This is a genomic window from Prevotella brunnea, from assembly GCF_008016795.1.
In the GTDB taxonomy this organism is placed as follows: domain Bacteria; phylum Bacteroidota; class Bacteroidia; order Bacteroidales; family Bacteroidaceae; genus Prevotella; species Prevotella brunnea.
In genome coordinates this window covers 15,393-28,332 of record NZ_SDIK01000011.1, presented here as the reverse complement: position 1 = coordinate 28,332, position 12,940 = coordinate 15,393, and the positions used below count along the sequence as shown (strand labels likewise).

General features: G+C 46.8%; 11 protein-coding genes. 4 read left to right on the top strand and 7 right to left on the bottom strand.

The window, feature by feature from the left end; all coding sequences use genetic code 11:
• Positions 1-361 precede the first annotated feature (361 nt).
• A complete protein-coding gene (locus ETF27_RS01625; RefSeq protein ID WP_130829822.1) occupies positions 362-2,563 on the bottom strand; it encodes a sodium-translocating pyrophosphatase in 2,202 nt (733 codons plus the stop codon).
• Between the two features lie 343 nt (positions 2,564-2,906).
• Here ETF27_RS01625 and ETF27_RS01620 point away from each other — a divergent pair, with 343 nt between their 5' ends.
• The gene (locus ETF27_RS01620) at positions 2,907-3,281 is read left to right on the top strand and encodes a RidA family protein (protein ID WP_130829821.1); all 375 of its coding nucleotides are present in this window, start codon (positions 2,907-2,909) and stop codon (positions 3,279-3,281) included.
• Between the two features lie 345 nt (positions 3,282-3,626).
• Here the strand turns inward: ETF27_RS01620 and ETF27_RS01615 are convergent, their stop codons facing one another.
• The 5 genes from ETF27_RS01615 to ETF27_RS01595 all read right to left on the bottom strand — a co-directional run bounded on the left by ETF27_RS01615 (position 3,627) and on the right by ETF27_RS01595 (position 7,954).
• Positions 3,627-4,244 carry a radical SAM protein gene (locus tag ETF27_RS01615; protein WP_147785383.1) on the bottom strand — a complete coding sequence of 206 codons (618 nt, stop codon included), beginning with the start codon at positions 4,242-4,244 and terminating at the stop codon, positions 3,627-3,629.
• 1 nt (position 4,245) lies between these two features.
• On the bottom strand, positions 4,246-5,391 hold the full coding sequence (locus tag ETF27_RS01610) for an energy transducer TonB (RefSeq protein WP_147785382.1): 1,146 nt from the start codon (positions 5,389-5,391) through the stop codon (positions 4,246-4,248).
• 3 nt (positions 5,392-5,394) lie between these two features.
• Entirely contained in the window at positions 5,395-5,937 is a 543-nt protein-coding gene (locus tag ETF27_RS01605; RefSeq protein ID WP_240048102.1) for a carboxypeptidase-like regulatory domain-containing protein, read from the bottom strand.
• Between the two features lie 179 nt (positions 5,938-6,116).
• Entirely contained in the window at positions 6,117-6,797 is a 681-nt protein-coding gene (locus ETF27_RS01600) for a carboxypeptidase-like regulatory domain-containing protein (protein WP_130829814.1), read from the bottom strand.
• Positions 6,798-7,306: 509 nt separating this feature from the next.
• Positions 7,307-7,954, bottom strand: coding sequence for an Abi family protein (locus ETF27_RS01595; protein WP_262711913.1), 648 nt, complete (start codon positions 7,952-7,954; stop codon positions 7,307-7,309).
• Positions 7,955-8,444: 490 nt separating this feature from the next.
• Here ETF27_RS01595 and ETF27_RS01590 point away from each other — a divergent pair, with 490 nt between their 5' ends.
• The 3 genes from ETF27_RS01590 (at position 8,445) to ETF27_RS01580 (ending at position 11,432) form a co-directional block, all read left to right on the top strand.
• Positions 8,445-8,663, top strand: a complete 219-nt coding sequence (locus tag ETF27_RS01590; RefSeq protein ID WP_130829812.1) for a DUF4492 domain-containing protein — start codon at positions 8,445-8,447, stop codon at positions 8,661-8,663.
• A 94-nt stretch (positions 8,664-8,757) separates the two neighbouring features.
• Positions 8,758-10,293: a cytochrome ubiquinol oxidase subunit I gene (locus ETF27_RS01585; RefSeq protein ID WP_130829811.1), complete on the top strand. Its 1,536-nt coding sequence runs from the start codon at positions 8,758-8,760 to the stop codon at positions 10,291-10,293.
• Positions 10,290-11,432 (top strand): cytochrome d ubiquinol oxidase subunit II, encoded by a 1,143-nt coding sequence (locus tag ETF27_RS01580; protein WP_130829810.1) that lies wholly within the window; start codon positions 10,290-10,292, stop codon positions 11,430-11,432. Before ETF27_RS01585 ends, ETF27_RS01580 begins: the two co-directional genes overlap by 4 nt.
• Before the next feature lie 571 nt (positions 11,433-12,003).
• Here the strand turns inward: ETF27_RS01580 and ETF27_RS01575 are convergent.
• A complete protein-coding gene (locus tag ETF27_RS01575) occupies positions 12,004-12,708 on the bottom strand; it encodes an HAD family hydrolase (RefSeq protein ID WP_147785379.1) in 705 nt (234 codons plus the stop codon).
• Positions 12,709-12,940 lie beyond the last annotated feature (232 nt).

Here is a 12,940-nt window from a genome sequence, read left to right as displayed (position 1 = left end):
TAATATTTTTTGCCTACCTTTGCATTGCAATAATGATAATACGGTTAAAGTTTTTAAGGTAGAAGGTTAAAGTTAAAGGTATAAGTCTTAGTAATAAGATTGTGATTTTGGGTAATCATATTAGTACAACAATTAGCGATTTTGATTCCGATTAGACGTGATGTCCGGTCGGAATCTTTTTTGTTTGATGCCGACAATGTTTTTCTTCCGTTCATGCAAAGCTTAGCCATTGCTTTTTAAAAGCTTACCTTTTGCACTGCAAAAGGTCATGAATTGCAGTGCAAAAGGTAAGCTTTTAAATTCAGATTAATATTCCCCTGATTATCAGCAGATTGCGAAGTGCGTTTTTAAACCTGATTTCTTAGAGGAACGCTATGGTCAGACCTGCCATGACGATGCTGACCATCGACATGAGTTTGATGAGGATGTTCAGGCTCGGACCAGAGGTGTCCTTGAACGGGTCGCCCACGGTGTCGCCCACGACGGTGGCTTCGTGACATTCCGACCCCTTGCCGCCGAAGTTGCCTTCCTCAACGAGTTTCTTGGCGTTGTCCCATGCGCCGCCGGCGTTTGCCATGAAGACTGCCAACGTGAAGCCGGCAGCCAGTCCGCCAACGAGGAGTCCGAGCACGCCTGCCACACCGAGTATCAATCCCACGAGGATGGGGATGGCAATGGCAAGGATGCTGGGGAAGACCATCTCGCGCTGTGCGCTGCGAGTGGAAATCTCGACACATCTGCCATAATCGGGCGTGGCTTTGCCTTCGAGTATTCCGGTGATTTCGCGGAACTGTCGGCGCACCTCTTCCACCATGGCTTGTGCGGCACGTCCCACGGCGCCCATGGTCAGCCCGCAGAAGAGGAATGCTGCCATTGCACCTATGAATGCCCCAACGAGCACTTTCGGGTTCATGAGCGTTACTTCGAAGAACTGCATGAAGTCGGGCATGGTGGCTGTGGACGGATCGAAGGCGTTGCCTGCCCCGTCGATGAAGTGCTCGCCCTCGTTCATGGCGCGCACCATTGCCATTTTCACTTCTTCCACGTAGGAGGCGAGCAGTGCCAAGGCCGTGAGAGCCGCACTGCCTATGGCGAAGCCCTTGCCCGTGGCGGCGGTGGTGTTGCCCAGCGCGTCGAGCGCATCGGTGCGTTGGCGCACGTCCTCACCCAGTTCGCTCATTTCGGCGTTGCCCCCGGCATTGTCGGCGATGGGTCCGTAGGCATCGGTGGCAAGCGTGATGCCGAGCGTGGAGAGCATTCCCACGGCTGCAATGCCGATTCCATAGAGTCCGCGGCTGATGGCATCGGAACTCATGTCCATGTCGAAGCCGTTGGCGCAGAGATAACTCATCATGATGGCAACAGAGATGGTGATGACGGGGATGCAGGTGGATATCATTCCCGTGCCCAAACCCTTGATAATCACTGTGGCGGCTCCCGTCGTGCCGGCTTCGGCGATGTGTCGGGTGGGCGAATAGGTGTGCGAGGTGTAGTATTCGGTTGCCTGTCCGATGATGACACCGGCGACAAGTCCCGTCAGTACGGAGAAGGAGATGCCCACCCAGTTATCGAGTCTGAGCAGATAGAGAATGCCAAACGATGCCACTGCCACGAGGACGGCACTGACGTTCGTGCCCAATCCGAGCGCGCGGAGCAGGTCTTTCATCGTGGCCCCATCCTTGGTGCGCACGAGGAAGATGCCCAGCAGCGAGAGAAAGATGCCCACGGCGGCAATAATCATCGGGGCAATGACTGCCCTCAGCTGCATGTCGCCGTTCATGGCGAACGCCGTTGCGCCGAGTGCGGCCGTGGAGAGGATGCTGCCACAATAACTTTCGTAGAGGTCGGCACCCATTCCCGCTACGTCGCCCACGTTGTCGCCCACGTTGTCGGCAATGGTAGCAGGGTTGCGCGGGTCGTCTTCGGGGATGTGAGCTTCCACCTTTCCCACGAGGTCGGCTCCCACATCGGCAGCCTTGGTATAGATACCTCCGCCCACACGTGCGAAGAGTGCTTGCGTGGATGCACCCATTCCGAAAGTGAGCATGGTGGTGGTGATGGTGGTGAGCGCCATCGCGCTGCCCTCATATACATAGGAGAGGAGAAGGAACCAAAAGGCAATGTCGAGCAGTCCCAACCCGACTACCACCAGCCCCATGACGGCACCACTGCGAAAGGCAATTTTCAGTCCGTGGTTCAGTCCGTGGCGCACGGCGTTGGCAGTGCGTGCCGAAGCGTAGGTGGCGGTTTTCATGCCAAAGAAGCCCGCCAAGCCCGAAAAGAGACCGCCCGTGAGGAATGCCACCGGCACCCAAGGGTTCTGCACCTTCAGCACGAAAGCCATGATGGCAAAGACCACTACCATGACGGCAAAGACCATTGCCACCACCTTGTATTGCTGTTTGAGGTAGGCCATGGCACCTTTTCGCACGTGTTCGGCTATCTCTATCATTTTCGGGGTTCCCTCCTTCTCTTTTATCATGGCAGAGAAGAAATACCATGCCATTGCCAATGCTATCACCGAGGCAATCGGTACGAGCCAAAATACTACAGGAATGTTCATAAGCTGCGGATGTTTAGGTTCAACAATTCGGGGCTTCCCACCGCTATATGAGGGCGCGACCCACTCTTTGGCGAATGTTACGATAGTGTAACAATTCTTGACAAATGTACTGATAAAAATGATAAATCAACAATTTTCAAACGATTTTAACATAAAAAACAGATAATATCGCAATCCCAACACCATTTTTTACCCGTATTCAACGCGAAAAAACAGACCGGCGGATGAACAGCCTGCTTTTTTCATGTTCCGTCGGAAAACTTTCCGAAATGTTTGCGCAATCTGAAAAATATCTTTAACTTTGCGGATAAGTAAAAGGTAGAACATCATAAAGCAATAAATCATGAAAGTAGTAAACACAACTAATGCACCCGCAGCCATCGGTCCTTACAGTCAGGCGATAGAGGCAAACGGATTGGTAATCACTTCGGGACAACTCCCCATCGACCCTGCCACTGGTCAGTTCGCTCCGGGTGGCATCAAGGAACAAACCCGCCAATCGCTGCTCAACGCGCAGGCAGTGCTCAAAGAAGCCGGCATCGACCTGTCGCACGTGATGAAGACAACCGTCTTCCTTGCCGACATGGAAGACTTCGCGGCAATGAACGAAGTCTATGCCGAATTTTTCAAAGAGCCGTTCCCGGCACGTTCCGCCATCTCGGTGAAGCGGCTGCCCAAGGACGCGTTGGTGGAAGTGGAGTGCATCGCAGTGAAATAAACTTCAAATTAATCATTCTTCATGGTGGGAGTGCTTCTTCGCGGAGTGCTCCCACTTTTTGCCTTCAGAAGCGCGAAGCATCGAGCCGCGAAACATCAAGCCGCGAAGCCGTCGAAGAACGCCATAAGCCCTTGGTTGCATGACACATCATCCCATCCGATAACGGAAAAGCCGGCAGACTGTAAAAAAAATATTTTCCGAAATTGTTATGTTTTGCGAAAAGAAACTGAGGGAAAGAAAAGCCAATAGCAAGTTGGCGGAGTATATCCGTAACGGCAAGATAGTCAGTGGAAGCAACACAGAAACAACAGCCATAGCCTCAGTGGAGTATATAATTAAACCAGTTTATCCTCCAATCACATATTCAAATTCATCAAAATACTCATATCCTAATTCTTTTAAGACTTGACGACTGTGTTTCCTATCCTCTTCGGTGTTGAACTTTGGTATGAAGGGGAGGCGGAGAATGATTTTGTCTTTATGCTTTGCATGAGTGTAGAGCCAAACAAGATTGTCGATAACTTGTTTGTTGGTCTTGCCTGTATAGGCTTGGTAGATAACGGGATCCATATCCTTAATGTCGATGATAAAGGAATCAATGTATGGAGTGACTTCCTCCAAGTTATGGCGAGGCGCGTTTAGACTCGTCTCCATCGTAAATTGCCATTCATTTGGGCATTGCTCACAAAATTCCTTTATAAATGAACTCCGCAGAAGTGGTTCGCCTCCGCCAAAGCAGATGCCTCCTCCTGTCGCCAAGAAGTAAAGATTGTCCATCTCCACATTCTGCATTAAGAGTTCTGTATCCATTTCCTGCCATACGCCGTCAGCATCATGACACTGTGGATTGAGGCAGTATTTACAACGAAGCGGGCAACCGTGGAATGCCACGAGCGTAGTTACCCCTTCACCGTCTATTGAAAGGCGGTGGCGGTCTATACAGATGAGCGGAGCGGTATTCATATTATTCAATTCTGAAATTGACAGGAATAGTATATTTTGATTTCACGGCTTTGCCGTTCTGCTTGGCAGGATTCCACTTCGGCATACTTTTCACCACTCGAATGGCTTCCTTGTCTAACTTTGGTGTGATGCTGCGCATTACCTTGATGTCGCTCAGACTTCCATCCTCATTGACGGTGAATCCAACGATGACTCTGCCTGTTGCTGCACCTTCTTGACATTCTTTTGGATAGCGGACGTTATCCTTAATGTATTGCATCAATGCAACAGAACCACCAGGGAATGAGGCCATTTCCTCGATTGCTTCACCAAATAGCTTGCTGCTCTCGGTAGAGTCGGAGTTAACGGCGGGTTGGATGATAGCGGTCTTGCCTAGTTTGGACTTCTTTTCTTGTCGTGATTTCTTGGAGGACTTGTCCTTCTTGACGATGGGATATGCTACTTCAACAGGGACTATTCCTGCCACCATCTCTCCTAAGTAACGCTCATCTTCTGCCAAAGTGATGATGTTTAACTTTTCTTGGCTCATTTCCGTAAGTTTGATGGCTCTATTTTGCATGCCAACGTATTCAACGCTTATAGTGTCGTTAGGTGATACTTCAAGAGTGAAGTTTCCTTTCCTGTTAGAAATAGTCTTTTTACCTGAAAGTTTGGCGATGATATAGGCTCCGACAATCGGCTCTTCATCTTCATCGTCAATGACATGCCCTTGGACGAAAAGTACTCCTTTCTTGTTTAGTGCTTCTTTTTCTTGGAGCAAGGTTGAATCATCGGCTGTGTATTCTCGGAAGCGGATAGGGATGATCTTTTCTGGCGTGGAGGATGTTGAGGACGTTGATGTCGCGGCTGTGGAAGATGTTAGAGTAAAACTATTGTATCCCTTCTGCGTGGAGCAAGATGTGGCGGATGTGGCAAGGGCGGTGATTCCCAAAGCCACTCCTGCAACCTTGATGGTCTTTCCTGCCATCTGTCGAAGTCTCAGTTCATACTCTAAGTCCTTCACATCTTGCTCGCATTTAGGGCACGTGCCCTTACATTCACCCTTGAAATGACATTCTTCGGGTGAATAGTCTATCTTATTGGCATCTGCTATTTGTTTGCGGATAGCTTTGAGAGTGTTGCAAATGTTACGTCCTCTTGTTGCCATAATTTATTTCCTTTCTTGTTTTGCTTTCTTAACATGTTTGTTCTTTTTAATAATAGGAGTAGTTTCTTTGGGATAAGGAGCGATACCAGCAATCACTTCTCCTAAAATATGTGCCGTTAAAGTAACAATATTGAGCTTGTCTTGGCTCATTTCCGAAAGTTTGATTACTCGGTCTTGAAAGCCAATGTATTTTACAGTTATCATATCCCCTTGCTTTACTTCAAGGGTAAAATTCCCATCAATGTCAGACAACGTTTGCTTTCTTGAAAGCTTAGAAGTGATAATGGCTCCGATGATAGGATTTTTCTCATCGTCAATAACATGCCCTTGTACAAATAACACTCCCTTTTTGCCAAGTTCTTCTTTTTCTTTAAGTAAAATGGTATCATTGGAAGTATAATCTTGATAGCTGATAGGAATAACTTTTTCTGGCATGGATGATTCCATGTCATATTTTACCTTTTGTGTGGCACAAGATGTGGTGGATGTAGCAAGGGTGGTTATTCCCAATGCTATTCCAGCAACCTTGATAGCCTTTCCTGCCATCTGTCGAAGTCTCAGTTCATACTCTAAGTCCTTCACATCTTGCTCGCATTTAGGACAAGTACCCTTACATTCGCCCTTGAAATGACATTCTTCGGGTGAATATTTTATCTCATTGGCATCCGCTATTTGCTTGCGGATGGCTTTAAGAATATTACAGATGTTGCGTCCTCTTGTCATAGTTATTTTCTTTTATGCTTATGTCCTTTTTTGATAACAACAATTTCACCCATGAGTCCTCCACTTTCTGTCAAAGTGATGACATTGAGTTTTTCGAAATTCATTTCAGAGAGTTTGATGATTCTGTCTTGCATACCAATGAACTTTATGGTGATTGTATCTTTTGGCTTCACTTCAATGGTGAAGTTTCCATCAATGTCTGCTCCCGTTTTCTTTCCAGAAAGTTTAGCTGTGATGAAGGCACCAACAATCGGTTCTTTTGTGTTTTCGTCAATGATATGCCCTTGAACAAAAAGAACTCCTTTCTTACTCAATGTTTCTTTTTCTTTTAATAGGATAGAATCTTTGGCTGTGTATTCTTGGAAGCGAATCGGAATAACTTTCTTTGGCAGTGCGGGCGTGGAGTTATAGTATCCTTTTTGTATAGAGCAGGAAGTAAAAGATGCAGAAAGAGCAGTCATTCCCAATGCCACTCCTGCGACCTTTATAGCCTTCCCTGCTTTCTGCCTAAGTCGCAACTCATGTTCCAACACTCTAACATCTTTCTCGCATTTCGGGCAAGTTCCCTTGCATTCACCTGTGAAGTGACATTCGTCTGGTGAATAGTTAATCCCATTGGCATCCGCTATTTGTTTGCGAATAACCTTGAGAGTATCGCAGATGTTGCGTCCTTTGGTTTTCATAAATTGATGTTTTTAGGTGTTCAACATTCCTTTTATTTTCAAAATGAGTATATATTGCTCCTTAGTTATAATTCATAATTCTGTTTTCAAAAGTACGAAAAACAATCCACAAACAAGAATGTTTTGCTTTGTATTGTAAGAATGGGGACGACATTTAATATTTCTCTTGTTTTTAATGCCGTATATGAAAATTATATGTGTTTCGATTAGATATTGTGTTGTTGCATTTGTGACATTTCTTCGACCATAATTTAATAATCTATAAAAACAAAGCAAAAGATGTTGCTTCGCAGATTTTAAATTTATCTTTGCAGTCGTAAAGAGTTGTTTGACAAGCAAGGCAAACTTATGTAGAATATAGAAGTTAAAACTATTGCCAAGTCATTACCTCTATTGAGGAGGAACACTCATAAATCGCTCATTTTAAGCTGTTCAGCAGATTTTAGTAGAATTTTATCAAAAAATAACGCCTGAAAGTGACTGCACGAAGTTTGGTTAAAGAATGTAAATTAGCGTTGTTTTAAGGAGTTGATTTTGGAACAGACACTCTGCACATGGTCAAGTCCATATAACATTGAACGAGAATCTATTCCCATCCAAGAGAATAAAGTCTGAATTTTTTGATATTCATTGACGATATAACTTGTGTCTATTTCGGAAGCATGAAGTCTGAAACAGATAGGTTCATGGTGCGCTATTCTGTTTCTCAGACTATTCACCTTGTCAAGTTCATTGAATATGTAGGCATTGCTGTATTGAGCAGCAGCCGATGAACGAGGTTTATTTGGGAATGCCCTTAACAGACATTGCCCTGTCGCACGATACTGTAGAGAGGAGTACATATACTTCCATACTCCGAATTCCATTTCGGCTATCAGCTTGGAATGAGAATAAATACCTTGTCTATTCAAACGATTGTATGCCTTTTCTATGATTTTTCTTGTTTCATTCATGCGCCCATTAGAAAATATTCCATTGGCTTGAACAGAATCTTTCAGCCAATTCATTCCTAATGTCGGTACCAAAAGGCTATCTATAGCATTGCGCAAAGCCACTTCAAAGCAGCTAACTATCGTGAACATCTCTTGCGACAAGCGCAAGTTGTAGCGATACAAAGCCATAGCCTTGCGAGTATCACCATTCGCTGCATCCTTTATATCTCTGTATTCGTTTGGCAGACAAGATTCTTTCGAATTCTAAATATTCCATAAAAATGGTTCGTTTACTTGGTTGTAACAAGAAAAAAAGCTATCTTTGTAGCGTTGATTCCCGGTAGCCTCTGATTCGTCAAGCTATCGGGTCTTGTTTTTTATATGATTCTTACCCACAAAAATACATCTTTTTCTGCAATTACGATTATGCCACATTATATAATTACAGAAAATTAACCGTAAAAAGTTGATAAAACCATTGTATTTTTACAACCCAAAAAGAGTTGTTTGACAGCAAACGTGTGAAGATTGCAGAAATTGGAACTATTGTCAAATCATTACCTCTGTTGAGATGAAACGCTCATGAATAGTTCATTTTAAACTATTCAGCAGAATTTAGCGCAATTTTTATCAGAAAATTTATACGTTTTCGTTTTTTTTATATAAATTTGCAAGTGGAAATTATAACTATTACAATGGCGAAAGTATTTTAAATATGAATAAATCCGGCTTTTTTTATCGGGCTTTTGACTTGTATTACGACGGCTTCAGAAACATGACGTTGGGCAAGACACTTTGGGCGGTAATCCTCATCAAGCTCTTCATCATGTTCTTCATTCTCAAATTGTTCTTCTTTCCCAACATCATCAAACAGCGATCGGAGAAAGGACATGAAGACAAGTTTGTGGCAACCGAGGTGTTGGGGCGCGAATAATCGCAACCCACGGGCAAATCGAATTGCGAGTTTCGTAAATCATTGCGGCAAGAAGAAAAGAAAAATCTAACAGTTACATATTAATATTTACAACATGGAAAATTTATTATTAACCATTGATCCCGGAGTAGTCGACTGGTCGCGCGCCCAGTTTGCCCTCACAGCCATCTATCACTGGCTGTTCGTGCCACTGACGCTCGGACTTGCCGTCATCATGGGCATCGTGGAAACGTGCTACTACCGTACGCGGAAAGAGTTTTGGCGTTCTGCCGCCAAATTCTGGCAGACGTTGTTTGGAATTAATTTTGCCATGGGTGTTGCCACGGGTATCATCCTCGAATTCGAGTTTGGTACCAACTGGAGCAATTACTCTTGGTTTGTGGGCGACATCTTCGGCGCACCACTTGCCATCGAGGGCGTTGTGGCTTTCTTCATGGAGTCCACCTTCGTGGCAGTGATGTTCTTCGGTTGGAAAAAAGTGTCGGCAGGCTTCCATCTTGCCGCCACATGGCTCACCGGTCTGGGTGCCACCATCTCGGCATGGTGGATTCTCGTTGCCAACTCTTGGATGCAATATCCCATCGGTTGCGAGTTCAATCCCGAGACGATGCGCAACGAGATGAACTCCTTTGCAGATGTGGCATTAAGCCCGTTTGCCGTGGATAAGTTCTTCCACACCGTTACCTCCTCATGGATTATCGGAGCAGTGTTCACCATTGCCGTTTGCTGTTGGTATCTCATGAAGAAACGCCACACGGAATTGGCATTGCAAAGCATGAAGATAGGTGCCATCGTGGGTATCGTGGCCGCAGTGTTGGCAGCACTCACTGGGCACAACTCGGCTTACATGGTGGCACAAACACAACCCATGAAGCTCGCCTCCATGGAAGCATTGTACAACGGTGGCAACTCGCAGTCGCTCACGCTCATGGCAATGGTAAACCCATTCAAGCAGCCCGACTATGCCACAACCGACGAACCGGCAGGACGCATTGCCATCCCCAACCTGCTCTCATTGCTTGCCACACGCGACGCCAAAGGATATGTGCCGGGCGTGAACGACATCATAAAGGGCTACACCAAAGCCGATGGAAGCAAAGAACCATCGGTGGCAGAAAAGATGGAACGAGGCAAAAAAGCCATCGCCGCACTGAAAGCCTATCGTGAAGGAGAGAAAACACCCGAAAACCTGCACGCCTTGGAAGAAAACATGAAATACTTTGGCTACGGCTACGTGAAGAACCCCGACCAAATCGTTCCATTCATCCCCGTGAACTTCTGGGCATTCCGCATCATGGTCGGACTGGGAATGCTCTTCATACTCGGATTTGCCATCATTCTCTTCTACCTTTACAAGAAAGACATCACGCGTCCGCGCTGGATTCACGTCTTCGGCATCCTCCTCTTCCCATTGGCATACATCGCCAGTCAGAGCGGATGGCTCGTGGCAGAGTTCGGACGTCAGCCATGGACCATTCAGGACATGCTCCCCACATGGGCTGCCGTGAGCGACATCAGCAGTAGCGGCGTTGCCCTGACCTTCTTCATCTTCCTCATCCTCTTCACGGCGATGTTGGCAGTGGAAATCAGTATTATGTGTAAACAAATCAAGAAAGGACCGGCACTATGACATACGACTTTTTGCAACATTATTGGTGGTTCCTCATTGCCGTGTTAGGCGGCTTTCTGGTGTTCCTGATGTTCGTTCAGGGAGCCAACTCCATGATTTTCCGGTTGGGGAAGGACGAGGAGGAACGTCGTCTTCTCATCAATTCCACCGGACGTAAGTGGGAATTTACTTTCACCACGCTCGTTACCTTCGGAGGAGCTTTCTTCGCCTCCTTCCCGCTGTTCTATAGCACCAGCTTCGGAAGTGCCTACTGGGTGTGGCTCGCCATCCTCTTCACGTTCATCATACAGGCAGTGAGCTACGAGTTTCAAAACAAAGCGGGAAACCTCCTCGGCGTAAAGACATTCCAAGTGTGTCTCGTCATCAACGGACTGCTCGGACCACTGCTCATCGGAGGCGCGGTGGCAACCTTCTTCACGGGCTCTAACTTCATCGTGGAAAAAAGCAACATCGTAAGCGATATGCAACCCGTCATCTCACAATGGGCAAACGCATCGCGCGGACTCGATGTGTTGCTCAATCCATGGGTGGTCATCTTCGGATTGGCAGTGGTGTTCCTCGCACGCATCCTCGGAACACTCTATATTAATAATAATGTGAACGATACGCACATTCGCGCGCGCATCAATCGCCACCTCATCGGAAACACCGTGCTGTTCCTAATCTGCTTCCTCGCCTTCCTTGCAAAAACCTTGTTGGGCGACGGATTTGCCGTTGCCACAGACGGAACCATCGTCATGGAACCAATGAAGTATCTCAACAACCTCATTGCACTTTGGCCACTTGCCATCGTCTTCCTTGTCGGAGTGCTGCTGCTGCTCTACGGCATCATTCTAACCCTGCTCCGACCGAACTACATCAAGGGAATCTGGCCGGCAGGCATCGGAGTGATACTCGTCGTAATAGTCCTCTTCCTCATCGTGGGATGGAACAACACAGCTTACTACCCATCCACTGCCGATTTGCAAAGTTCGCTCACCATAGCCAACAGCTGTTCGAGCGAGTTCACCCTCACCACGATGTTCTATGCAAGTCTTGCAATACCCTTCGTCCTCGCATACATCTTCTATGCATGGCGAAGCATAGACTCCAAGAAGATAGACCGGGAAGAACTCAAGAACGATGACCATGCTTATTAACCATCCGACATCAAGGTTGATAAGATAAAACATTCACGATATCCGGCGGAAACAAACTTCCGCCGGATATTGTTATCCCTCCACTGACATTTCTTTTTATTTTTTCGCAACACCTGCATAAAAACAAATAAGGAGGAAACCTTTTCGCGGCTGCCTCCTTAAAGAATACAATCTTAAACAAAAACTATAGAGAGTCCTATAAAAAAATACTCCCTTTCAAAAACACTTACGCGGATCTCGATAATCTCACATCATCGTCCCGACGACTTCGGAAAGCAAACCGGTTGTCACAACCATTTGCCACCGCGGGCACGCCGGTATCCTTGAAAAGACAATATGCAAACATCTAAATTCAACCTTAAACCTAATAAAAAACTATAATCTCGATGCCATTCCTTGCCTCTTTGAGCTTCATCCGGTCCACCGACCTTCATGGCATGACACCTCTTTGCATTTCCTTTATACCTTTATACGCCGCAAAGGTAACGACCCCCGGTTTCAATGCTATGAACAGCATTTTAAAAAAACATGAAAAAGCCTCCCAGCCCTTTCGGAAAGCCCGGACAACACCTCACGACAGCAACGCCGGAAGCTCCGCAATCCCCCTTAGCGTCCACAACCGCTCATGGGCGTACTCTCGCGTAACCTCATGTTGCCACTCCGTGTGAAAAGGAATGTGAACCGCACTGCCACCCACCTGCAACGCAGGCTCCACATCGGAACGGAACGAATTGCCCACCATCAGCAACTCATCGGTTTCGCAGCCAAATCGAGCACACAACTGCCGATAAGTTTCGGGCGTCTTGTCGGAAACAATCACCACATCATCGAAAAAATCCCGAAGACCGGAACGATGCAACTTGTTCTCTTGGTCGAGCAACTCGCCCTTGGTGAACACCACCATCTTCCAACAACCCTGTTCGCGCAACCAATGCAGCGTAGCCCTTACACCCGGCAACGGACTGCCGGGAAGCTCGAGAAGCGTCTTCCCAAGTGCCACGATTCTGCCGATGTCGCCTCCCGTAATCCTGCCACCCGACATCGCTACGGCATTCTCTATCAGCGAGATGATGAACGCCTTGCAGCCATAACCCAACAACGCCATGTTATCAGTCTCAACGGCAAACAACGATTCCGACACCTCCGACTCGCTCCCATAATCGGACAAGATTCGTGCGTACTCTCGTTCCACGATGGCGAAGTGCGACTGGCAATCCCATAGCGTGTCGTCGGCATCGAAAGCCAACAGCCCGATGTTTTCTTTCAAATCTCTCATAACCTTTCTCCTTCAAGTGAGGCAGAGACGAAACAGCGGTGAAACAACCCCCCCGCTCAGTCCATCCCTCGTTTTTACTTGCAAAAATAACTTTTTTCCCCGACAATCCCTCCGTATCCCCCCAAAAACTTGCTTTCTTTCACGGGCTTGACACAATCCGACCACCAACAACTTATGCCCCCAGTCTTAAATCTTCAGTATTTTTCCATTCCGCAATATGGCAAATCCATTC

Coding starts and splice junctions, on each gene's coding strand:
- ETF27_RS01625 (WP_130829822.1), bottom strand. CDS start 2,563: ATGAACATTCCTGTAGTATTTTGGCTCGTACCGATTGCCTCGGTGATA.
- ETF27_RS01620 (WP_130829821.1), top strand. CDS start 2,907: ATGAAAGTAGTAAACACAACTAATGCACCCGCAGCCATCGGTCCTTAC.
- ETF27_RS01615 (WP_147785383.1), bottom strand. CDS start 4,244: ATGAATACCGCTCCGCTCATCTGTATAGACCGCCACCGCCTTTCAATA.
- ETF27_RS01610 (WP_147785382.1), bottom strand. CDS start 5,391: ATGGCAACAAGAGGACGTAACATTTGCAACACTCTCAAAGCTATCCGC.
- ETF27_RS01605 (WP_240048102.1), bottom strand. CDS start 5,937: ATGGCAGGAAAGGCTATCAAGGTTGCTGGAATAGCATTGGGAATAACC.
- ETF27_RS01600 (WP_130829814.1), bottom strand. CDS start 6,797: ATGAAAACCAAAGGACGCAACATCTGCGATACTCTCAAGGTTATTCGC.
- ETF27_RS01590 (WP_130829812.1), top strand. CDS start 8,445: ATGAATAAATCCGGCTTTTTTTATCGGGCTTTTGACTTGTATTACGAC.
- ETF27_RS01585 (WP_130829811.1), top strand. CDS start 8,758: ATGGAAAATTTATTATTAACCATTGATCCCGGAGTAGTCGACTGGTCG.
- ETF27_RS01580 (WP_130829810.1), top strand. CDS start 10,290: ATGACATACGACTTTTTGCAACATTATTGGTGGTTCCTCATTGCCGTG.
- ETF27_RS01575 (WP_147785379.1), bottom strand. CDS start 12,708: ATGAGAGATTTGAAAGAAAACATCGGGCTGTTGGCTTTCGATGCCGAC.